Genomic DNA, 20,910 nt, shown 5'->3' on the forward strand with positions numbered 1-20,910 from the left:
CGAATACGGCCTGGCGGCGATCCCACCAGGCCGTTTTTTTGTCCGCTGTCGAGGGTTCGATGAATCCTGATAAACGTTCAGCGATCGTTCAGCACTTGTTCCCGCAACATGCTTGCCGTCACGCCCACTGAGTGGCGATCAACCTGGCGGGTAGATGATGAGTCAGCGGCAACGTTTTGGCGTGGAGTCTTCGGCAATTTTCCTGCTGGCCCTGCTGCTGTTCACGTTCGGCATCTGGGACCAGCCGGCGCAAGGCTTCGATGGGCGCTGGATGTTGTTCTTGCAGGAGATGTTCCGCCACGGTGCGAGCCTGTTTCCCACCACCTATGGCGAGCCTTATCCGGACTATCCGGGCACCGCCACCTTGTTCAGCTATGGCTTTGCCCAGCTGTTCGGCGCGCCTAACGAATTGGCCAATATCCTGCCCACGGCGCTGGCCTCGTCCGGGGTGCTGGCGCTGCTGTACCGCCTGCTGGCGCCGTTCGACCGCACCTGGGCGCTGCTGGCGGTGCTGCTTACGGCGCTGACCACCCAGTGGCTGGAGAAGTCGCGCTCGGTATGCCTGGACCAGATGGTCTCGCTGCTGTGCCTGGGCTGTTTTTACCTGCTGCACAGCGGCGAGCAGTTGGGTTCTAAATGGCGCCAGTACGCAATTTTTCCGCTGTTTGTCATCGCCTTCGCCATCCGCGGCCCCCTGGGACTGATCGAGGTCTGCGGCGTGGCCTGTACCTACTGGGCATTGAGTATTTGCCGGGCACCGGGTGACGGCTGGCGACTGTTGAGCAGGGTACTCGTCCATGGGTTGATCGGCCTGATCCTGCTGGCCGCCTGCTGGTGGGCGTTGATGCAACTGGCGCAGTTCAGTGGCGGCGAAGCCTTCGCCCGGAAGGTCTACCAGATGCAGGTGGGCGGGCGCCTCGATGAAAGCGGCGAGCCGCTGTATTTCTACTTTCAGCTCAGCCTCTACCGGTACTTCCCGGTGGTGCCGCTGGCGCTGGCGACGCTGTTCGTCCTGCGTCGGCAATGGTCCACGCGGCACTCCGACGACAAGCTGCAACTGCTGGCGCGCCTGGGTGCCTGTGGATTGATGATCCTGCTCGGCTTGTCGGTGCCGCACTTCAAGCGTGCCTATTACATCCTGCCCATGGTGCCGATGTTCGCGGCGGTCGCGGCTTACGGCCTGCTCCACCCGCGGCGCTGGCTGCTCAGGGTGCGCTGGTTTTATCTCGGCCTGGTGGCGCTGTTGCCGGGGTTGTGCGCCGTGGTGCTGCTGGTCTGCCGGCACAGCTGGCAGAAGCACGGTTATTGGCCGGCGTTGTCATTGCCGCTGATGATGGCGGTGTTTTTCGGCCTGCAGGTGCTGGCGCTGCATGTCTGGCAAACCACTCGCAATGCGCCGGGGCGGCGCCTGGTGCTGCTCAGCCTGTTGGCTCTGGTGGCGCAGTGGTGGCTGCTGGTGAAGGTGATCGAGCCGGCCAAGGACCTGCAATTCGCCACCCGGGGTTTTGTCGGGCAGGTCGAGCAACTGCGTGGGGAGGACCGCGGCACCCTGGTGTTTCTCAACCTGGGCAAAGACACCTGGGCGGTGCGCTACATGATGAACCTGGACCACGATGAGCAGCCGCGGTTTATCGGCAAGGACGACCTGTCGCCACTGGCGTCGCTGCCGCGTCCGGCCTGGGTGATCCTGGCGCGCAAGGATCGGGCATTGCTGACGGGAACTGCGCTGGAACAGGCGACCCCGGTGTTCGAGGGGCGCTTGAATGACAATCCCTGCCTGGTGTTCGAGCTGAAGTGAAGGCCAGGCAGCCCCAGGGCGGGGCTGCCTGAGGGCGGATTATTTATCCGACTTGATGCTGGTCCAGACCCGGGTCCGCACGCGCTCCAGCTTTTGCGGCAGCGGCTGCACCACATAGAGTTTTTTCAGGGCTTCGGGGGTTGGTGTCAGGTCGGTATTGCCGGTGATCTCCTTGTTGATCAGCGCAATCGAATCCTTGTTGGCGTTGGGGTAACCGAGGAAATCACTGATGGGCGCGATGACTTTCGGGTCCAGCAGGGTGTTGAGGAACTCATGGGCCTCGGCGACATTCTTCGCACTCTTGGGAATGGCGAAGGTGTCGAACCAGATCGGCGCGCCTTCCTTGGGCAGGCGCCAGTCCACCACCACGCCGTTGCCGGCCTCTTTGGCGCGATTGCCGAACTGGTAGAAGCTGCCGGAGTAACCGATGGCCACGCAGATGTCGCCGTTGGCGATATCGGTCATGTATTTGGCCGAGTTGAAGTAGGTGACGTAGGGGCGGATCTTCAGCATCAGCTCCTTGGCTTTTTCATAGTCCTGCGGGTTCTGGCTGTTGGGGTCCAGGCCCAGGTAATGCAGGGCCAGCGGCAGGATTTCCGACGGCGAGTCGAGCATGGCCACGCCGCAGGATTTGAGTTTCTCCATGTTCTCCGGCTTGAACACCAGGTCCCAGCTGTCCACCGGCGCGTTGTCGCCCAGCGCGGCCTTGACCTTGGCCGGGTTGAAGCCGATCAGCACCGTGCCGTACATGTAGGGCACGCCGTACTGGTTGCCCGGGTCGTTGCGGTCCAGCAGCTTGAGCAGCTCGGGGTCCTGATGCTTCCAGTTGGGCAGCTTGGACTTGTCGAGCTTCTGGAACACCCCGGCCTTGATCTGGGTGTCGAGGAACTGGTTCGACGGCACCACCAGGTCGTAGCCCGAGTTGCCGGTCAGCAGCTTGGCTTCGAGGGATTCGTTGGTGTCGAAGGTGTCCCAGGTGACCTTGATGCCGCTGTTCTTGGCGAAGTCCTTGGGCACCGACGGCAGGATGTAGTCGGCCCAGTTGTACACCCGCAGCTCGCGCTGCTCGGCCTGTGCCGCGCCGGCCAGCAGCGACAGCCCACAAACGGTGGCACTCAGTATGCGTTTCATAGTGGCCATGAATGGTTTCCCCAGCGTGGTGATGGTTTTTATGTTCTGTACGCGGCAGGCGGTCCTTGAAAGGCAAAGGACAAAGAGGGTCAAGGTTCACAAGGGCGGTTCTGGTGACAGCCTGGGCCATCGAGTCAGTGGTCCGGGTTCGATTCTTGCCGACGGCCCCTGGGATTCACAGCACGGGGTTGGCCAAAAGGGGATCGTAATGGCCATTGATCGTGGCCATGGCAGGCAACGCGCTGGCCCTGGGTTCAGGGAATGAAGCCCGGCAACCGCGCCACCCGCTCGGCCAGGTACTCCATGAGCAAACGCACGCGCAGGGGCCGGTAGCGGCGCTCGGGGTAGATCAGGAACGCCTCGTTGCCTGGCCCGCTCCAGTCGGGCAGGACCCGCACCAGTTGCCCGCTGTCCAGCAGGTCGCTGACCAGCCAGGCCGGGGTGACACAGAGCCCGGCGCCCTGCAACACGCCGTCACGGATGGCCAACGAGCTGTTGCTCCGGTAGCGCCCTTGGGGGGTGACGCTGGCCTTCTCGCCGCGCGGGCCGCTCAGCTCCAGGCGGTCGCCCGCCGCCAGCCAGGCGAAGCGCAGGAAGTTGTGCTCGCCCAGGTCGGCCGGGCTGTTCAAGGGCGGATGCTGGCGCAGGTACTCCGGGGCCGCCACCAGGTAGCGCGGCGACGTGGCGATGCGCCGGGCGATGGCGTTGGGCGGCAGGTCACCGCCCAGGCGCAGGGCCAGGTCGACGTTCTCCTCGGTGAGGTCGACGAAGCGATCGTTGAGGATCAGCTCCACCTCGATGTCCGGGTATTGCGCCATGAACGCCAGCAGCAAGGCATTGAGGTGCAGCACGCCCAGGCTCACCGGCACATTGACCCGCAGCACGCCCTCGGGGCGTTCGGTCAGGCCGCGCACCTCGGCCACCGCTTCGCTGTATTCCTCCAGCACGGCTTTCGCCCGTTCGTAGAAACGCTTGCCCTGTTCGGTGGGCGTCAGCCCGCTGGTACCGCGGATGAGCAGGCGGGTGCCCAACTGCTGTTCCAGGGCCGCCACCAGTTTGCTGACGGTGGGCTGCGTGCTGCCCAGCTCCCGGGCGGCCGACGACAGGCTGCCCAGCTCGACGGCGCGGACGAAGCAATGCATCGCTTTGAGACTGTCCATGGGTATTCGATATCGGAATGGGCTATATGAAGTTATGCCTTCTATCACGGTTATTTCGAATGGAGCAATCTGGCTCGCCTCAGCCTTACGGCCTCAAGGAGCTACCCGGATGAAAGCCCTGCACTCAAGATTTTCCCTGCCGCTGATAGTCACGGCCCTGCTTGCCGCAGGTCCTGCCCTGGCCCAGGACAACTGGCTCACCACCTGGATGGCCAGCCCGCAACCGACCTGGGGCAACGAGTTGCCGCTGCCCACGCGGATTCCCGAGGCCCTGGCCGACAGCACCATCCAGCAGAAGCTGCGCGTCAGCGTCGGTGGCAGTCGGGTGCGGGTGGTGGTTTCCAACGAATACGGCCAGCAGCCGCTGCGGATTGGCGCGGCGCGGGTCGCGGCCATGGAGAAGGGGGAGTCCGTTCGCGCAGGTTCCGGGCACATCCTGAAGTTTGGCGGCGAGGAGCAGGTCAGCATCGCACCAGGCGAAACCCGCACCAGCGACCCGGTGGCGTTGGCGGTGCCGGCCCTTGGTGAGCTGGTTGTCTCGCTGTACCTGCCGCAGCCCACGCCGCTGACCACCTTCCACTGGGACGGCAAGCAAACCGCGTTTATCGCTGCGGGCAACCACGTCGACACTCAGCAGTTAGCGGGTGAGCGGCAAGTGGAAGCGAGGCTGTTTCTCAGCGACATCCTGGTGGACGCCGCGCCCGACAGCCGGGCGCTGGTGGTGCTCGGCGACTCCATTACCGACGGCAACGGCTCGACCCTGGACAGCAACCGCCGCTGGCCCGACTTCCTCGCCCAGCGCCTGGCCGCCGAAAACATCGCCGTGCTCAACGGCGGCATATCCGGCGCGCGCCTGCTCGAACACGGCATGGGCGCCAGCGCGCTGGCGCGTTTCGAGCGCGACGTGTTGAACAAGCCCGGCGTGAAAAGCGTGGTGCTGATGCTGGGAATCAACGACATCAGCTGGCCCGGCACCGCCTTCGCGCCCAACGCACCCTTGCCTGCACTGGACGAGCTGATTGCCGGCTATCGACAACTGATCGACCAGGCGCACCGCCACAACCTGCGCATCATCGGCACCACACTGCTGCCCTTCGAAGGCGCCCTGGAAGGCAGCATCATCGAGCACTACCACAGCCCGCAAAAGGAACAACTGCGCCAGGCGCTCAACCAGTGGATACGCACCAGCCAGGCGTTCGATGCGGTGATCGACTTTGATCAGATGACCCGCGATCCGCGGCAGCCAACCCGGTTGTTGCCGCAGATCGATTCGGGCGATCACCTGCATCCGGGGGATGCGGGGAATAGGGCGATGGCGGAGGGGGTGGAGTTGGAGGTGCTGATTTGAGGGCGATAGATGTGTGTGGGGAGAAACTGGGTGCTGTCTTGATGAAAGCGGGCGGCTTGGAAGCCGCCCTATTTACTTACGTCGAGAGAGCCTCGGCTTGTAAACGTCGCCCGATGATATCCAGCAAATCACAACCGTCGCGTAGGGGGATCACCAACAGCTGCGCCAATTCGTTCACGGTGATGGCGTTGCCTTGCAGAGGGTGGTCTGTCGCCAATTGCTCTAGCAGTTGGGTGGCGCAACGGATGCGATAGGCTGCGTTTTCATGCAACACGTCCAGAGGCGCTTCCGTGTCGATAAGCAAGGCCGGGATCGTACAGTCCAGGCCGGTGATGGGCATGTAACGGACCATGGTGTCTTCTCCATTCAGGCTGCATGAGCAGGCGTTGAATGAGACGGGGCCACCTGTCCGAGAGCCCTGTTTATCAGCAATTCGCTCAGCATGACGAACTGTTGGATTGCCAGTGCTCTGGTGCGCTGTTGGTTTCCCAGTTCGGCGATCAGGTCGTCGGTCATTGCATTGAGCGAGGCAAGATTCTCGCGGGTATGCAGCAACAGCGTTTCCGTATCGATGTTGGGCGCCAGGATAAAGAGTGAATGCGAGATTTCGCTGGGCGTTGCAGGTTCAAACTCGGACGTTGGCTTGCTGATGACGTCCAGTTTTGAATGTTCTGAAAACACAAGACTCGCGAAAAAATCGGAGGTGCTGGGGCAGGGCGGATTTGGCGTGATTTTCTTCATGGTCAAGCTCCTACACTGTCGAAAGAAGCGGCCACTCCCTGCTGTCAAACAGGATTGGGTGGCAGCTGTACGCGGGTTGACAGACCGGAAGTGTAGGAACCCGGCGCATCCGAGAATGCCCCACGCACAGCCGCCATAGAGAACTGCGCGTGCGAAAGCATGCCGTCTTTTGGGGCGGTGCGGAAGGTTACACTTTTTTGGCCTGTCAAAGCCTATCGCTGATATTTGCGACCCTTGAAGGTTATCTCAAGGCTTTTAATTACATCAGTTCATCGAGGGCTTAAAGGCTGTAAGAAGCGTCTGCTTTGTTTGTGCGAAAGTTCTGGTGGGAGTTGCCTTTTCAAGGCTTAAAAGAACTCCATGAAAGATGAGTTGCTCTTGGTTTTTTGAATAAATCCAACGGGTTACTTCGATTAAGAGGAGTCATTTGGCTAACTTTCGGAATTGCATTTTCGGGTTGCTGCAAATCGATCTGAAGTTCATACGCAGACTCCTCACATCATCTTTCCAAGCAGATTTGCTACAGTCGCCGCCCGACGAATTCGATGACAGGGAGTCATGCATGGCAAAGCCAGCCGCACGCATCACCGATCCGACCAACTGCCCAATACCTGGGCACGGCGCCAAGGCAATCGCCTCGGGTTCCTACGATGTGTTCTTCGACGGACTTTCAGCTGCCCGAAAAGGGGATACCTGCACCTGCGGCAGCGCCTTGGCCTCTGCTGTATCGGCAACGGTCTTCATCAATGGCAAAAACGCAGCACTGGTCGACACCCTCGGCACCCACGGTGACGTTGTGATTGCCGGATCGGCTACGGTGATCATCGGCGACTCGCATTCCCCCGCGCCGTTTATCCCTCCCGTGCCCCTTTCCATTCAGAAAACCTACGGGCAGTCGTTCAGTATCACCAACAGTGAAACAGGTAATCCCCTGGCCTTTCGGGACTATGTCGCGACCATCAATGGGGTGGAGACATCAGGCACTACCGATGCCAACGGCATCGCGCACGTTAAGACAACGACACCTGACGCCAATATTTCACTTCACTTCACATCAAATTCAACGCTCCCGCTCGAACGCTTCACGAACTGTCGGAGGAACGCTGATGACCGCCAAGTTTGCGACACAAGCGACTGCACAAGAAATAAAGCCTGGCGAATTCATGTGCCCTATCCCAATTACCGTGAATGACCGGGCCGCTACACGTGAGGCGATCATTAAAAAGGTTCGATCGTTGGGTGTAACCTTTGTCGAGCGCTCATCCTGGGGAGCAGTGAAAGGCAAGCCGGACATGATCATGGATTGGGACTACAGCATGATTGCCCTGCACCACGCCGGGCGCAGCCATAGTTGTACTCCCGGCGCGGAACAGATGCAGGAAATCCAGAAGGGCCATCTGAGCCAAAAATACGATGATATTGGCTACCACTACGGGATTGACTGCACTGGGCAGATATTCGAAGGGCGAGACATCCGCCTGCAAGGCTCAAGCGTTTTGAAATTCAACACTGGCCTGATCGGCATTGTCCTGCTGGAAAACCTGACAACGCCGGAAGAGGGCGGCGACTGGGTCGCTAAAGGCCGCGTAGCCCTTGACCACCTCGGCTACAGCACAACAAACGTGATACCAGCCGTCCAAATTGATACGTTGATGCACTTGATCGAGGCTCTGAAAAGCGTCTTCGTCATCAAGAACTTTGGCGGTCACAGGGAGTACCCTGGACAAGCCTCGGAAGGAAAGATCTGCCCCGGGAATATCGGGATGGAATTGGTCAGAAACATCAGGACCAAAACAAAACTGATGCCCCCACCGGCGCCGAAAGAATGAAAAAACTATTGATCGCAGCGGCAGCGGCATTGGCGTTATGGGCCGTGCTTTATATTGGCTACTACGAAGCACTGGAGGATGGTGACATTGAGACGATTCTATTCATCAAGAAGCATCCGACCTTTCAGATGAAGTTTTACAACATCCACGCCAATGATGGAGAGATCAGGCAAGTCGAACGCCTCGCGGAGGAGGAGCGAAAGTGGATCATCGACTACTGCAGATATCGGCTCGGTATCGATACTGACCTGAAAACCCAGGGCGATGTTGAGATGTGTAGAAAGAAGTAACGTCTCTCAATAGCTAAATATTCGAGCCAAAACCACCAATTCAGGGACAAAAAAGAACTTGCGAAAATCCATTAGTTACTTTTTTCTAGCTTGTTTGGTGGGGCAGGGTGATTTGAATTCGACCAATAAAATATTGATTTATATGTTTGTTGTCAGTTCTTTTTTGGTTGGAGTACCAACTTGGATGCTGTACTTAAGGTGGCCACCCTTTGCACACAATCCAACTAGCATGATTCGTAACCATGCTTGAGTTTGAGTTGTCGCTTAGCTGCAAGTGGCGATAGGTTGGTATCTGTAAAAAACATGGTTGTAGACCCCCTCACATCGGCGTTGTGAGTCTCAGACCAAAGTGAGAGTCCCTCCAAGTGTTGAGGTGCGAAGGGACGCAATTTTGGACTACTATAGTTGACAGGGCTCATTCTTCAGAGTTTTCTTGCGCAGCCCAAACCCATGAGCGCGGACGGCTAATGACGTCCGCGTTCGTTGAGTAATTTGGTGGTTGTGTAGGATGAAGTTTATAAGGTGTAGTTAACTTCTCGAGTAAATGGTGATATTGCGTATAAGTTCCGTGTGGTCGACAGAGCCAATAACATATTCCTCGTCATCAATTTCTGTATAGTTGCCCCAAACATCATCGAGAAGTGATATTAGTGTTTCTGAATAATCTATCGGTGTTGCTCCGATGTTCCATGGAAATGTTTGATTGCTCGAGTTGATCCAGTATCGGACATGTCTTTTTGGGGGTTTTGCATACCGTGAAGGTGAAAAGTGAGGGATGCAAATTAGTTCGGGCTTTAAACTTAGGCCGCTTTCAAATGAATCACTGCTCATTTCGTCGTGGCTTTCGTGTTTTAGCTCTCCGTAATGTATAAGTATTTTGTCGATAGTAGATAAGTATCTCTTAAGTTGGTCGGTGCTGAAGAGTTTCCCTCCTTGTGTCCATACAGGTAAGTCGAGGTTCGGAACTAATGGGTGTAAAGCAAGTAGTTTGTTGAACGATAGGTCCTTCTCTGTAGCCAAAACATCTGAGGCCCATTTTTTCCAAATGCTAATGTCACTAGTGATTACGCCATCATGCCGACTTGCCTCACGATTGTTTGATGTGGTTGCAATAAAGCCCGTAACTCCACTGAGCTCTCCGCACCATAACCCCTGAAAAGTAATTGAAGCGGGTCTAACGGATATGTATCGGGTGCCTATGGCGAGTTTTCCTATTATATTACCTTCTTTATCAGTTAAGGTTGTCAGTGATGAGGAATCACAAGAGGTGCGTTGGTGGATTTCTTTATCGCTGCATTTTTTCCAATCGTTGGCTGTGATGATTTTGTATGGTGTCTCGTCGTTATATTGGCAATATATGTCTATATCGGCCATAGGGAAAATGGTTTTTACTAATCTTTCAAGCTTGAGGTTTGATTTTTTAGTCTCGGTTAGTTTGGTTTCATGGTTGAGATAGTCCATGGAGTCTTCTGTTTTGGGGTTGTTAAGAAGACTTTTTAATACTCCATTTTTTAGTGCTATTTTTATCTCGGTTCCTTGAGTTCTTAGCCTTTCTTTTATACTTGGCTGTGAAACTGTGGGGCGATCAGGGAGCCCATGTTCAAACTGCATTTTCCATTGGGACTCCTCTCCCGCTTTTGGTTCAAATCTTCTTGTTATTATGGATATATTTTCTCCTAGCATGAATACCGAGAAGAAGCCAATTCCAAATTTTCCGACTGATTTGAATTGTGTGCTGGCTAATCCTGGAAGCTCGCTTCGTAAGTGTGCAGATCTCCAAAGTGACGTACCGAAATCGGTGAGTACATTTGTAAGTACGAACTTGCTCATGCCAAGCCCGTTATCTTTAATGGTGATATGGGGAATATCTTCTTCAAAGCTTAGTGTGACGGTGATCTTTCCCTCGTTCTCATCAATGTAGCCCAAATTTCTGAGCGCTCGGATTGAGTCGGCTGAATTTTGTATTAGCTCTCGAATAGCTACATATGGATGTTCGCCATAGAGTGCTGCTCCTCCAAGATTTGCTATGACAAATGGTATGTTACTGATCTTGGGTGATGTGTCGATTGGCTCCCATCCGATTGCTCGGACATGTTTCGAGAAAAGCTCTACAGATCCAGCTCCTGTAACACGTTCCGCTGCAAATTGTGTTCTACCAAACTCTCCCAAAATGCTATGAGCATGACGCAACTCCTTATCCACCATATTAATGGTGTCATATGCAAGCCACCAAGCTCTTTTCTCTGAAGCACTGAAGCTAGAACCAGCAGTAAATTTAAGTTCATTGCTGTTTGTGAGTCGTGGTACGCCCATTTTAGCTTGAAAGCGCCAGTGCTCTTGAGATACTCCCTCTGGTTGTTGCAGTGCAAATAAAAACCATGGGGCGCGTTTCGCATCTAAGTGGGCGGCGTCTGCGGTTCTCAGAATGAAAGCAATTTTAAGCGCGTCGACATCCCAGTTGGTATTTTCTAAGCAAGATGGGGGGGATAAAACCCGCTTTTCGAAGGTTTGAAGTACTTCAGATGTGCTCCAATGATGACTGGCGGCAAGTTCGCCGATCAGATCTCCGTAATATTCCCTGAGTTCGAAGTCTTCAATTATATACATCTGGTCGTCACATCCAGGTATATTCCACCTAAGTTTAGGAAGGATTTTTGCTTGGTCCGCGTGCAAATGACGGAGTGTGAAAAATAAAGCTTGTTTTTCTTCTGGACTGTTCGGGGTGGGATCATTTTGGTCAAAGTTTTGACCGATCAAATCTTTCCACTCTATTGTTTTCTTAATTTCCTCAATGCCTCCAGCAAACGCTTCCTTTGTGTGGGCGGAATCATGAAGGAGAAAGGCCCCTCCTAAAACGTATGCCTCCGCTTCATTTAAAGGGTAGTTAGTTCCTAGTATTTCGTCTGCTAACCTCCATAATGAATCCACATGGCTTATATCATGTACTGTTAGTCCATGCAGTTGAGTGTGGATACTCGCAATTAGGTGTTTGACGTTATTGCGAGCAGCAAGAAAGCTTCCTCGTAATTTGTCGCGCTCTACTTTGTATTCGGTTGAGTTGCTGTTTAGTGTGCGATTATACAGTGCGTAGCCGAGCGGCATTTCTGACATTATCTTATTCCTTGATTCTGTTCGATGCACTTTAATAAAGTGGTGAGTTCTTAGTGTTGTTTGGGTGTTTTTGAAATTCGGTTGAGCAGCTTAAACTCTTGGCTGCAGTACTTTTATCTGAATTCACGCTATCAAAATGCCATGCTCTCGTCCACCATCCGCTTCTGGCATTTTTCGTCATCGCAGTGCTTATGCTTGAGCAATGTCATTTGCCAATATGATCCTCACGCGAAGGTAGAGCTCAGTGAATAACTAAGCTGATAGGTTGCCTACCCTTGACTGCTCTATCGATCGATCAGTAACTCCTGGTTGCTCCCTAATCGCTTTCAGACTAATAGAGTAGTGAGTCGGTAGTAATATCGGGTGGCAGCTTGCATGATCCGGGCTTGTCGTAGGTGCCATTGTTGCGTGACTTTCGAGCCCACTAGAACGCCATTCAGGAACAGCGCCATATCGAAGGGCTTGGTCACGCTCGACCTCCAATGTAGGCCAAAACCACATCGACCCGGTTAGGCGATGGGCTTGAGCAGGCATGAGAGCTACCTCTGACACCGTTTTGGTATTCCAAAAATTAGCATCAGGGATGCCTGGAATACCATTTGGAATACCAAAACGAGTGGAACTCAAAACTCTTCTACGGAAACCAATGGAGCTGAAGCCCTTGATTTCACTGAATTTCAGGCACAAAAAAAGACGTCCGTGGACGTCTTTGATTGATTATTTGGTGGAGCCGGGGGGATTTGAACCCCCGTCCGCCAGTACTCCGCTGTCGGTACTACATGCGTAGCCGTGTCTATTGAGTTAACCCTCAGCGACCCGACGGGCAGGGTGCTTTGGGCGAGTTGTGTAAGTTTTAGCCGCTTCGTCCACAACGTACTGCACGGCGATTCTGTTCTGTATGACAATCATTTCGGGTTTACAGACATCCCCTGATGATTGCTGGACCCGAAGGTACCAGAAGGAAGGCTAGCGCCGCTTACGCAGCGAGAGCGTATTCCCCGTAGGTTTCGTCATTGGCAACTATAGGAAGTTGCAACAGTGGATTTACGAGTTCTGTTACCAACTCGGCATGCACCTAAAGTTTCGCAACCGGCGTCGAATCCTAAACGGCCCCGAACCTGCTGTGCATTACCAGCAGGTTTGTACAGTCTACGCCAAAATGGCCCGCAAGGCCATCCCGAAGGCGGGGCCTGTTAGCCGCCGCCTTCACCCTTGGTGCTGTTCTGGATGGTCTGGATCGCGCGGGTGGTCAGGGCGATGCATTCCTTGGTGCCTTCCTCGGTGTTTTTCGCCTGGGCCGCCTGGGCTTGTTGCACGGTGGCGTCGATGTTGGCCTGCAGGTCCGCGGCCTGGATGGTGGTCCGTGCATCACGGATGGTTTGCAGGTTCACCTGGCACAGGTCTTCCTGGTTCCCGGCGAAGCCGGGGGAAGCCAGGATCGAGGCGGTCACGAACAGGCCTAACAGTACAGAGCGTTTCATATGCGTCTCCTTGAACTGAAGGGCCAGGCGCTGCTGGCCATCAGCACGAACTGCCGGGTTTCGGGAAGCTCCCGTTTTCCGGGGGCTTGATCGGTGGACTGCGCGGGTTCGCCAGGGTTCTATTTTTCTGCCCAGGGGCACGACCACTGAGCATGCGGGCGTAAAAAAGGGGGGAAACGCCTAATGCCGGTGTAGGAGCGAAGCTTGCTCGCGATGGTCGTCAACGGTAGCGCGTATTGACTGGGTAAATGCAGTGCTCTCACGTCCATCGCGAGCAAGCTCGCTCCTACAGTGGGTACATGCCGATCAAGCCGTTCTAGCCTGGGTCACGCGGTCCACCAGGTAGACCAGCCCGTGATAATCGATCCCGCCATGCTGGCTCAGGCCGATTTCACAGGTGCGGCTGGTGGAGATGCCTTCGCTGCAGTACTGCACCGCGTCTTTGAGGCTGCGCAGGGCGTGGGCGTTGAGCTCTGGTGTGGTGAAACCTTTGTCGCCGGCGAAGCCGCAGCAATGGATGCCTTCCGGGATTACCACGTTGTTGCTGCAACGCCGCGCCAGGTCGATCAGCGCCTGGCTTTCGCCCAGGTGTTGGGTGCTGCAGGTGACGTGCACGGCGACCGGCGCTTCCTGAGGGGTGAACTCGAGCTTGTCCATCAGGTGGGTGCGGATGAAGCGCACCGGGTCGTACAGGTCCAGGCGCACGTCACCCAGGTCTTGCACCAGACGCAGGGTGCAGGGGCTGGTGTCGCAGTAGATCGGGTCGAGGCCACCGCGGCTGGCGTGGAGCAGGGCGCCGATCAGTTCCTGGCGCTTGTGCTCGGCCTGTTCCGCATAGTCCTTGGAGGCGAACGGCTGGCCGCAGCACAGGCTTTCGACGTTGTCCGGGATCACCACCTGGTAACCGGCTTTTTCCAGCAGGCCACGGGTTTTGTCGTAGAGCGAGCTTTGCTCTTTGTCCACGGCCGCCGGGCCCATGACTCGCGACACACAGGCCGCCAGGTAGACCACCCGTGGCCGCTGGTCGCTGACGGCCGGGCTGAACCGAATGGCCCGCTCCGGCTGCGGCATGGCGCTGGTCCATTGCGGCACCTGGCCCTTGGATAGTTTGGTCAGCGCCGCCGAAACCCTGGCCAGGCGTGGCGCCCCCAGCAGCATCCGCGCACCGTTGGCCACGTGCAGAGTGAACCGCGCGCCCTGCAGGGTGGTGGCGAAGTGCGAGCCGAGCCAATCGGCCGCCTTGGCGTGCGTGGCGTGCTGGCTGCGCAGCTTTTTCACCAGCTCGCCGGTGTTGATGCCCACCGGGCAGCGCTGGGCGCACAGGCCGGTGGCCGCGCAGGTGTCGATGCCCTGGTATTGATAGGCCGCTTCCAGTTCGGTGGTGTCGATGCCGGCGCGCTTGCGGGCCTGGATATCGCGCCAGATCACAATGCGCTGGCGCGGGCTCAGGGTCAGCCCCTTGGACGGGCACACCGGTTCGCAGAAGCCGCACTCGATGCACTTATCCACAATCTCGTCGGCCGCCGGCAGCGGCTTGAGGTGCTTGAGGTGGATCTGCGGGTCTTCGCTGAGCACCACGTCCGGGTTGAGGATGCCGTTGGGGTCGAGCAGGCGCTTGAGTTGCCACATCAACTGGTAGGCATCGCTGCCCCATTCCAGTTCGACGAAGGGCGCCATGTTGCGCCCGGTGCCGTGCTCGGCCTTCAGCGAGCCGCCGAATTCCACCGCCACCAGTTGCGCCACGTCATCCATGAAAGCCTGGTAGCGCGCCACCTCCTCGGCGCTGTTGAAGCCCTGGGTGAAGACGAAATGCAGGTTGCCCTCCAGCGCATGGCCGAACAGGATCGCCTCGTCGTAGCTGTGTTTGTCGAACAGCGCGATCAGGCGATTGACGCCGATCGCCAGCTGTTCCACCGGGAAGGTCACGTCTTCGATGATCACCGTGGTGCCGGTCTTGCGCACCGCGCCGACGGCGGGAAAGGTGTCCTTGCGGATCGCCCAGAGCCGGGCGTTTTCCTTCGGGTCTTCGGTGAAATCGACCTGTTTTTCCACCGGGAAGGAGGCGAGGGACGCCATGATCTGCGCCAGTTGTTCCTGCAGCAGCGCGGAAGACGCGGCGCGGGACTCGATCAGCAGCGCGCAGGCATTGGCGGACAGTTGCTGGACGAAAGCCGGCATCCCGGGTTTGTCCTGCACCGAACGCAGGCTGCGGCGGTCCAGCAGTTCCACGGCGGACACCGATTGGTTTTTCAGCACGGTTACTGCGTTGCAGCAGGTTTCCACATCCGGGAAGACGATCAGCGCCGAAGCCTTGTGCGGGTGGTCGATCACCGTGTCGTAGGTCACCGCGCTGATAAAGCCCAGGGTGCCTTCGGAGCCCACCAGCAGGTGGCTGAGGATGTCCAGCGGCTCATCGAAATCCACCAGGGCGTTGAGGGACAGGCCGGTGGTGTTTTTCAGGCGATATTTGTGGCGGATCTTCGCCGCCAGTTCACTGTTGGCGCGGGTCTCGCGGCCCAGGCTGGCCAGGCGTTCCAGCAGATCGCCATGGCTGCTGCGGAAGGCCGCGACGCTGGCGGCGTCTTCGGTGTCCAGGCGAGTGCCGTCGGCCAACACCAGGCGCAGGCCGGCCAGGGTGTGGTAGGTGTTTTGCGCAGTACCGCAGCACATGCCGCTGGCATTGTTGGCGACGATGCCGCCGATCTTGCAGGCGTTGATCGAGGCTGGGTCGGGGCCGATCTTGCGTCCGAACGGTGCCAGCCAGGCGTTGGCCTGGGCGCCGATCACCCCCGGTTGCAGGCGGATCTGCTGGCCCTGGTCGCGGATCTCGCGGGCATTCCAGTTATCGCCGAGCACCAGCAGCACCGAATCGCTGATGGCCTGTCCCGACAGGCTGGTGCCGGCGGCGCGGAAGGTCACCGGCACGCGGTCGCGCTGGGCCAGCTTGAGCAGGGCCACCACTTCGTCTTCGGACTCGACGCGGATCACCAGTTGCGGAATCAGCCGATAAAAACTCGCATCGGTGCCGAAGGCCAGGGTGGAGAGCGGATCGTCGAAACGCCGCTCCTGGGGGATCAGTTGTTGGGCATCACGCAGAAAAGCCGCCGGTAGACTCATTGGTCCTCCAGAATCAGCACCACCAGGTCTTTCGGGCCGTGGGCGCCGTAGGCCAGGACCTGCTCGATATCGGCGGTCTTCGACGGGCCGGACACCAGCAGCGCGTTGGTCGGCATGCCCTGGGCCCAGGCGTATTCCTGCTGGACCTGATAGAAGTTGTCGCGGATCTCGCTGGCCTTGAGCAGGGCGAAATGCACCGGTGGCACCAGGCTCATCAGCCGCGGTTCTTCGCGGGTCGGCCAGAGGATCAGGCTGCCGGTGGCGGCGATGGCGCCGAGGGTAGTGGTGAGGCTGGCCGGGGTGTCGTTGAACAGCTCGGCTTTCCATTCCTCGACGGGCCGATCGTAGGCCTTCAACGTCGGCAGTCCGGGATGCTCGGCCCAGTATTGGCTGACGCGCCGGCCGTGGGGCGTGGTCGGGGCGATCAGCAGGCTCGGTAATTGGCGTTCGCCCAGCAGGCGGGCGAGCAGCGCCGGCCAGTCCTGGGCGGTGGTCTGATGAATCTCGGTGTGCACCGCTTCCATCTGCTTGCGCAGCTGCGGGATGCGTTGTTCCGGTGTGTAGGTATAAGGCTCGGTGACCAGTGCCTCATCGAAGTTATCCACAATCGGCGTGGTGCCCGTCAGGCTGCTGCGCAGCTTGCCGAGGATGTTCTGTTTGGCGCTCATCGACGTTCTCCCTGTTTGGCCAGATGCTCGCGGGCCAGGTCGTGCAAGGACCGGGCGGCGGGTTTCGGTGCGCTGTGGTTTTGCGTCCAGGGGCCGACGTTGCTCGGGGTCAGCGCGCGCAGGCGGGTGGCCGCCAGTGTAAACAGGCGATACAGCGTGGGTGAGCTGTTGAGCCTGGCCCAGGCGTTCCAGATAAAACGTTCCTTGCGCGAGTACTTGCTGCCCTGGCCGCGCATCACCTGATGGGGGCTGTCCGGGGCCTTGACGTTCTCTTCGCGCAGGCGGCGCAGCAGGCTCGGGATCGGGATCTTCACCGGACACACTTCGCCGCAGGCGCCACACAGCGAAGACGCGCTCGGATGATCCGGCACCTTGGCCAGGCCGACCATGTGCGGGGTGATGATCTTGCCGATGGGGCCGGGGTAGACCTCGCCGTAGGCGTGGCCGCCGATGCGGGTGTAGACCGGGCAATGGTTCATGCAGGCGCCGCAGCGGATGCAGTTCAGGGTCTGGCGCAATTCGCTGTCGGCGAAGGCCTGGCTGCGACCGTTGTCGAGCAGCACCAGGTGCACTTGCTGCGGGCCATCCAGCTCATGCTCCTTGCGCGGGCCGGAGATCATGTTGACGTAGGTGGTGATCGGCTGGCCCAGCGCCGAGCGGGTCAGCAGCGACAGCAGCGGCACCACGTCGCGCAGGTTCTCGACGACCTTCTCGATACCGGTGACGGCGATGTGCACGGGCGGCACCGTGGTCGACATGCGGCCGTTGCCTTCGTTTTCCACCAGCAGCAGGGTGCCGGTCTCGGCCACGGCGAAGTTGACGCCGGAGACGCCGATGTCCGCTTCGAAGAACTTCTGCCGCAGGACCCTGCGACCGATCTGAATGAGTTGGTCAACGTCCTTGGTGTACTCCACGCCAAGTTTGTCGTGGAACAAGGACGCGACCTGACCGGCGTTCTTGTGGATCGCCGGCATGATTATGTGTGAAGGCTTCTCGTGGTCGAGCTGGACGATGAACTCGCCCATGTCCGACTCAAGGCATTCAATGCCTTGTTCAGCGAGGACATGGTTCATCTCCATCTCTTCGCTGACCATCGATTTGCCCTTGATCACTTGCCGCGCCTCGTGAGCCCGGATGATCGAGAGGACGATGCCATTGGCCTCGTCCACCGTTTCCGCCCAGTGCACTGTCACACCGTTGCGGGTCAGGTTCTGTTCAAGCTGCTCGAGCAGGTCGGGCAGCTTGGATAACGCACGGGCCTTGATCGCATTGCCCAGGGCCCGCAGGTGTTCGCGCTCGTGGGCATCGCTGAACGACGCCGCACGTTTGGCCATGAGGGAATCCATGGCGCTGCGAAAGTTGTTTCGCAGTTGTCGGTCACCCAGGGCCTGGTGGGCCCGGGTGCGAAAATCGTCCGACACGTTGGTCGTCGGAATCAGCTCCGGGGCGCTCATGCGGCACCTCCGGTACGTTGCCAGAGGAAGCTGGCCAGGTGTTGGCCGCGCAGCGCTTCCCGTTGTTTCTCCAACGAGCCGTTGATGTTCATCAAGCAGCCGCAGTCGGCGCTCAGCACCTGGTGGGCGCCGGATTCCTTCAGCGCGCGGGTCTTGTCCGCGACCATCGCGCCGGAGATGTCCGGCATTCGGACGCTGAAAGTCCCGCCAAAGCCACAGCATTCGCTTTCGTGGTCGTGTTCTACCCGCTCCACGTTGCCCAGTTGTGCCAGCAGCTCACGACCGTGCAGGTGGGTATTCATCTCGCGCCGTGCCGAGCAGGAGGTGTGCAGCGCCACCTTGATCGGCTCGCCACTGTCCTTGAGCTGCACCTTGCATACGTGCAACAGGAACTCCGCCAGCTCATAGGTACGTTCGGCCAGGGCCTGCACCTGCTTCAAGGTTTGCGGCTCGTCCTTGAACAAGTCCGCGTAGTGCTCGCGCAGCATGCCCGCGCAGGAACCCGACGGCACCACCACCGGATAGTCGCCGGCGAACAGCGCCAGTTGCGAGCGGGCCACGGTGCGCGCCTGCTCGGTGTAACCCGAGGTGTAGGCCGGTTGTCCGCAGCAGCTTTGCCCTTGCGGGTACTCCACGCGAATGCCTTCGCGCTCGAGCAGGTGAATCGCATCCATCCCGGCTTCGGGATAGAGCAGGTCGACCACGCAGGTGCCGAACAGGTAGACCCGCGACGGTTTCTCGCTGGGGTACTGGCGCGGTTCGGCCAAGGGCGGTGCGACACGGGTCGCGTTAGGCACGGCGTTGTAAAAAAGCTCGCTCATCAGGCGTGTCTCCGGGTGGTCCCGGTTATCCGTCTGCGGCGGCTGCTGAATATAGAGAGACAAGCTTTCAGCAGCCTTGCAGACCGGGTTGTGAGTTGCAGGCGCCGCAAGGGTGCTCCGGCGCCGGTTCTTTCGGTGTCGCGATCAGTGCACCAGCATGCCGGTGAACCAGTAGGCCTGGGCCAGGGTGATCAGGCCGACGATGGTGGCAAAGAATAGGCTGTGCTTGAGGGTGAAGCGGAACAGGTCCGATTCCTTGCCTACCAGGCCGGTGGCGGCGCAGGCCACGGCGATCGATTGTGGCGAGATCATCTTGCCGGTCACGCCGCCGCTGGTGTTGGCCGCTACCAGCAGGGTGTCGTTGACGCCGATCTGGTGCGCGGTGGTGGCTTGCAGCGAGCTGAACAGGGCGTTGGACGAAGTGTCCGAACCGGTCAGGAACACCCCCAGCCAGCCGAGGAACGGCGAGAAGAACGGGAACGCCGCGCCGGTGCCGGCCAGCACCAGGGCCATGGTCGAGGACATGCCGGAGTAGTTGGTGACAAAGGCGAAGGCCAGCACCATACCGATGGACAGGATCGGCCAGCGCAGTTCGTAGAAGGTCTCTTTTAAAGTGGTCAGACCAGTTTTGAAATTGATCTTCAGCACCAGCATCGAGATCAGCGCGGAGAAGAAAATCGCTGTGCCGGTGGCGGAAATCGGGTCGAGCTTGAACACCGCTGGAATCGCGGTCGGAGTGGCGACGATCGGCGCGCTCTTGATCACCAGCTGATCCAGGTGCGGAATCGCGAAGTTGAATACCCAGCTGTACATCGAGCCGCCGGCGGCGAACATCGCCTTGAACGGCTTGAGCGTCCAGATAGTGACCAGCACGGTGAGAATCAGGAATGGCGACCAGGCCTTGAAGATTTCACCAAAGCTGTAGGGCGAAGGCTGGGTGGTACGCGGCTGGCCGAAACCGCCGTTGCGCACGGCCGCGGCGCCGACGCTGGCGGTGGCCGCGGCGAACGAACGCTTGGGTTGCCAGACCTTGAGGAACAGGGTCAGGGAAACCAGGCTGGCCAGGGCCGAGGTGATATCCGGCAGCTCCGGGCCGATGAAGTTCGAGGTGAAGTACTGGGTCACGGCAAAGCTCAGGCCGGCCACCAGCGCCGCGGGCCAGGTCTCTTTGACGCCACGCAGGCCGTCCATCATGAACACCAGCCAGAACGGCACGAATAGCGACAGCAGCGGCAGCTGGCGGCCGGTCATGGCGCCGATCTTGAACGCGTCGATGCCGGTCACCTGGCCAGCCACGATGATCGGAATGCCCAGGGCGCCAAAGGCCACTGGGGCGGTGTTGGCGATCAGGCACAGGCCGGCGGCGTACAGCGGATTGAATCCCAGGCCCACCAGCAGCGCGGCGGTAATGGCGACCGGCGCGCCGAACCCGGCGGCACCTTCGAGAAAGGCCCCGAAGCAGAAACCGATCAGCAGCACCTGCAGGCGCTGGTCGTCGGTGATCGACAGCACGGAGCTGCGGATGACCTCGAACTGGCCGCTCTTGACCGTCAGTTTGTAGAGGAATACGGCGGCGACGATGATCCAGGCTATGGGCCACAGACCGTAGGCAAATCCATAGCCAGCGGCGGCAAGCGCCATGTCGGCGGGCATCTGGAAGGCGAAGATCGCCACCAGAATCGATAGCGCCAGGGTGATGCTGCCGGCGACGTGTCCTTTGAGACGGAACACGGCCAGAGCCAGGAAGAAGAAGACAATCGGGATGACGGCGGCGAGGGCGGACAGGCCGAGGCTGCCGAGCGGGCTGTAAAGCTGTTGCCAGGTTTGCATATGGGGTGGCCCCTAATTGTTGTTGGTCAGGCACTGGTCAGCGTATTTGGTTAATTGGTAAGACCAATTTACAATCGCTGTTGGCTAGGGTAAAAGCCTTGTGAGCGATGTGTCAATTTGCCGCCCTAAAA

15 protein-coding genes, 1 other RNA gene and 1 pseudogene are annotated in these 20,910 nt (G+C 58.6%); 5 read left to right on the plus strand and 12 right to left on the minus strand.

The window, feature by feature from the left end; translation table 11 throughout:
- The first annotated feature begins 157 nt into the window (after nt 1-157).
- Entirely contained in the window at nt 158-1,798 is a 1,641-nt protein-coding gene (locus tag BM019_RS28445; protein WP_092422129.1) for an ArnT family glycosyltransferase, read from the plus strand.
- A 39-nt stretch (nt 1,799-1,837) separates the two neighbouring features.
- On the opposite strand, the gene BM019_RS28450 is transcribed toward BM019_RS28445, so the two are convergent.
- Nucleotides 1,838-2,938: a polyamine ABC transporter substrate-binding protein gene (locus BM019_RS28450; RefSeq protein ID WP_007920812.1), complete on the minus strand. Its 1,101-nt coding sequence runs from the start codon at nt 2,936-2,938 to the stop codon at nt 1,838-1,840.
- A 245-nt stretch (nt 2,939-3,183) separates the two neighbouring features.
- The gene (locus tag BM019_RS28455; RefSeq protein WP_092422131.1) at nt 3,184-4,089 is read right to left on the minus strand and encodes a LysR family transcriptional regulator; all 906 of its coding nucleotides are present in this window, start codon (nt 4,087-4,089) and stop codon (nt 3,184-3,186) included.
- Nucleotides 4,090-4,198: 109 nt separating this feature from the next.
- Here BM019_RS28455 and BM019_RS28460 point away from each other — a divergent pair, with 109 nt between their 5' ends.
- The gene (locus BM019_RS28460; protein ID WP_092422134.1) at nt 4,199-5,437 is read left to right on the plus strand and encodes an SGNH/GDSL hydrolase family protein; all 1,239 of its coding nucleotides are present in this window, start codon (nt 4,199-4,201) and stop codon (nt 5,435-5,437) included.
- 76 nt (nt 5,438-5,513) lie between these two features.
- Here BM019_RS28460 and BM019_RS28465 read toward each other — a convergent pair whose 3' ends face one another.
- Nucleotides 5,514-5,789, minus strand: a complete 276-nt coding sequence (locus BM019_RS28465) for a hypothetical protein (RefSeq protein ID WP_092422137.1) — start codon at nt 5,787-5,789, stop codon at nt 5,514-5,516.
- Nucleotides 5,790-5,803: 14 nt separating this feature from the next.
- A complete protein-coding gene (locus tag BM019_RS28470; protein ID WP_092422140.1) occupies nt 5,804-6,178 on the minus strand; it encodes a DUF6124 family protein in 375 nt (124 codons plus the stop codon).
- A 562-nt stretch (nt 6,179-6,740) separates the two neighbouring features.
- On the opposite strand from BM019_RS28470, the pseudogene BM019_RS28475 reads away from it, so the two are divergent.
- From BM019_RS28475 to BM019_RS28485, 3 genes and pseudogenes are all read left to right on the plus strand, one after another.
- A pseudogene (locus tag BM019_RS28475) lies at nt 6,741-7,285 on the plus strand (PAAR domain-containing protein).
- Nucleotides 7,285-8,007, plus strand: coding sequence for an N-acetylmuramoyl-L-alanine amidase (locus BM019_RS28480; protein ID WP_092422143.1), 723 nt, complete (start codon nt 7,285-7,287; stop codon nt 8,005-8,007). Before BM019_RS28475 ends, BM019_RS28480 begins: the two are co-directional and overlap by 1 nt.
- Nucleotides 8,004-8,297 carry a hypothetical protein gene (locus BM019_RS28485; RefSeq protein WP_092422146.1) on the plus strand — a complete coding sequence of 98 codons (294 nt, stop codon included), beginning with the start codon at nt 8,004-8,006 and terminating at the stop codon, nt 8,295-8,297. The genes BM019_RS28480 and BM019_RS28485 overlap by 4 nt, the downstream gene beginning before the upstream one ends.
- 528 nt (nt 8,298-8,825) lie before the next feature.
- Here the strand turns inward: BM019_RS28485 and BM019_RS28490 are convergent.
- The 8 genes from BM019_RS28490 to BM019_RS28525 form a co-directional block, all read right to left on the minus strand.
- Nucleotides 8,826-11,408 carry an HD domain-containing protein gene (locus tag BM019_RS28490; protein WP_092422149.1) on the minus strand — a complete coding sequence of 861 codons (2,583 nt, stop codon included), beginning with the start codon at nt 11,406-11,408 and terminating at the stop codon, nt 8,826-8,828.
- Between the two features lie 722 nt (nt 11,409-12,130).
- Nucleotides 12,131-12,522, minus strand: a transfer-messenger RNA (tmRNA) gene (gene ssrA / locus BM019_RS28495).
- 79 nt (nt 12,523-12,601) lie between these two features.
- Nucleotides 12,602-12,889 (minus strand): hypothetical protein, encoded by a 288-nt coding sequence (locus BM019_RS28500; protein ID WP_092422152.1) that lies wholly within the window; start codon nt 12,887-12,889, stop codon nt 12,602-12,604.
- Nucleotides 12,890-13,195: 306 nt separating this feature from the next.
- Nucleotides 13,196-16,006, minus strand: coding sequence for an FAD-binding and (Fe-S)-binding domain-containing protein (locus tag BM019_RS28505; protein WP_092422155.1), 2,811 nt, complete (start codon nt 16,004-16,006; stop codon nt 13,196-13,198).
- Nucleotides 16,003-16,674 carry a LutC/YkgG family protein gene (locus BM019_RS28510; protein ID WP_092422159.1) on the minus strand — a complete coding sequence of 224 codons (672 nt, stop codon included), beginning with the start codon at nt 16,672-16,674 and terminating at the stop codon, nt 16,003-16,005. Before BM019_RS28510 ends, BM019_RS28505 begins: the two co-directional genes overlap by 4 nt.
- Nucleotides 16,671-18,128 (minus strand): LutB/LldF family L-lactate oxidation iron-sulfur protein, encoded by a 1,458-nt coding sequence (locus tag BM019_RS28515; protein ID WP_092422162.1) that lies wholly within the window; start codon nt 18,126-18,128, stop codon nt 16,671-16,673. The genes BM019_RS28510 and BM019_RS28515 overlap by 4 nt, the downstream gene beginning before the upstream one ends.
- Complete coding sequence (locus BM019_RS28520; RefSeq protein WP_092422165.1) at nt 18,125-18,949, minus strand: (Fe-S)-binding protein; 825 nt, start codon at nt 18,947-18,949, stop codon at nt 18,125-18,127. The genes BM019_RS28515 and BM019_RS28520 overlap by 4 nt, the downstream gene beginning before the upstream one ends.
- 144 nt (nt 18,950-19,093) lie before the next feature.
- Entirely contained in the window at nt 19,094-20,779 is a 1,686-nt protein-coding gene (locus BM019_RS28525; RefSeq protein WP_007920833.1) for a lactate permease LctP family transporter, read from the minus strand.
- Nucleotides 20,780-20,910: the final 131 nt, after the last annotated feature.

It is taken from the genome of Pseudomonas sp. NFPP07 (assembly GCF_900115645.1).
Lineage (GTDB): Bacteria > Pseudomonadota > Gammaproteobacteria > Pseudomonadales > Pseudomonadaceae > Aquipseudomonas > Aquipseudomonas chlororaphis.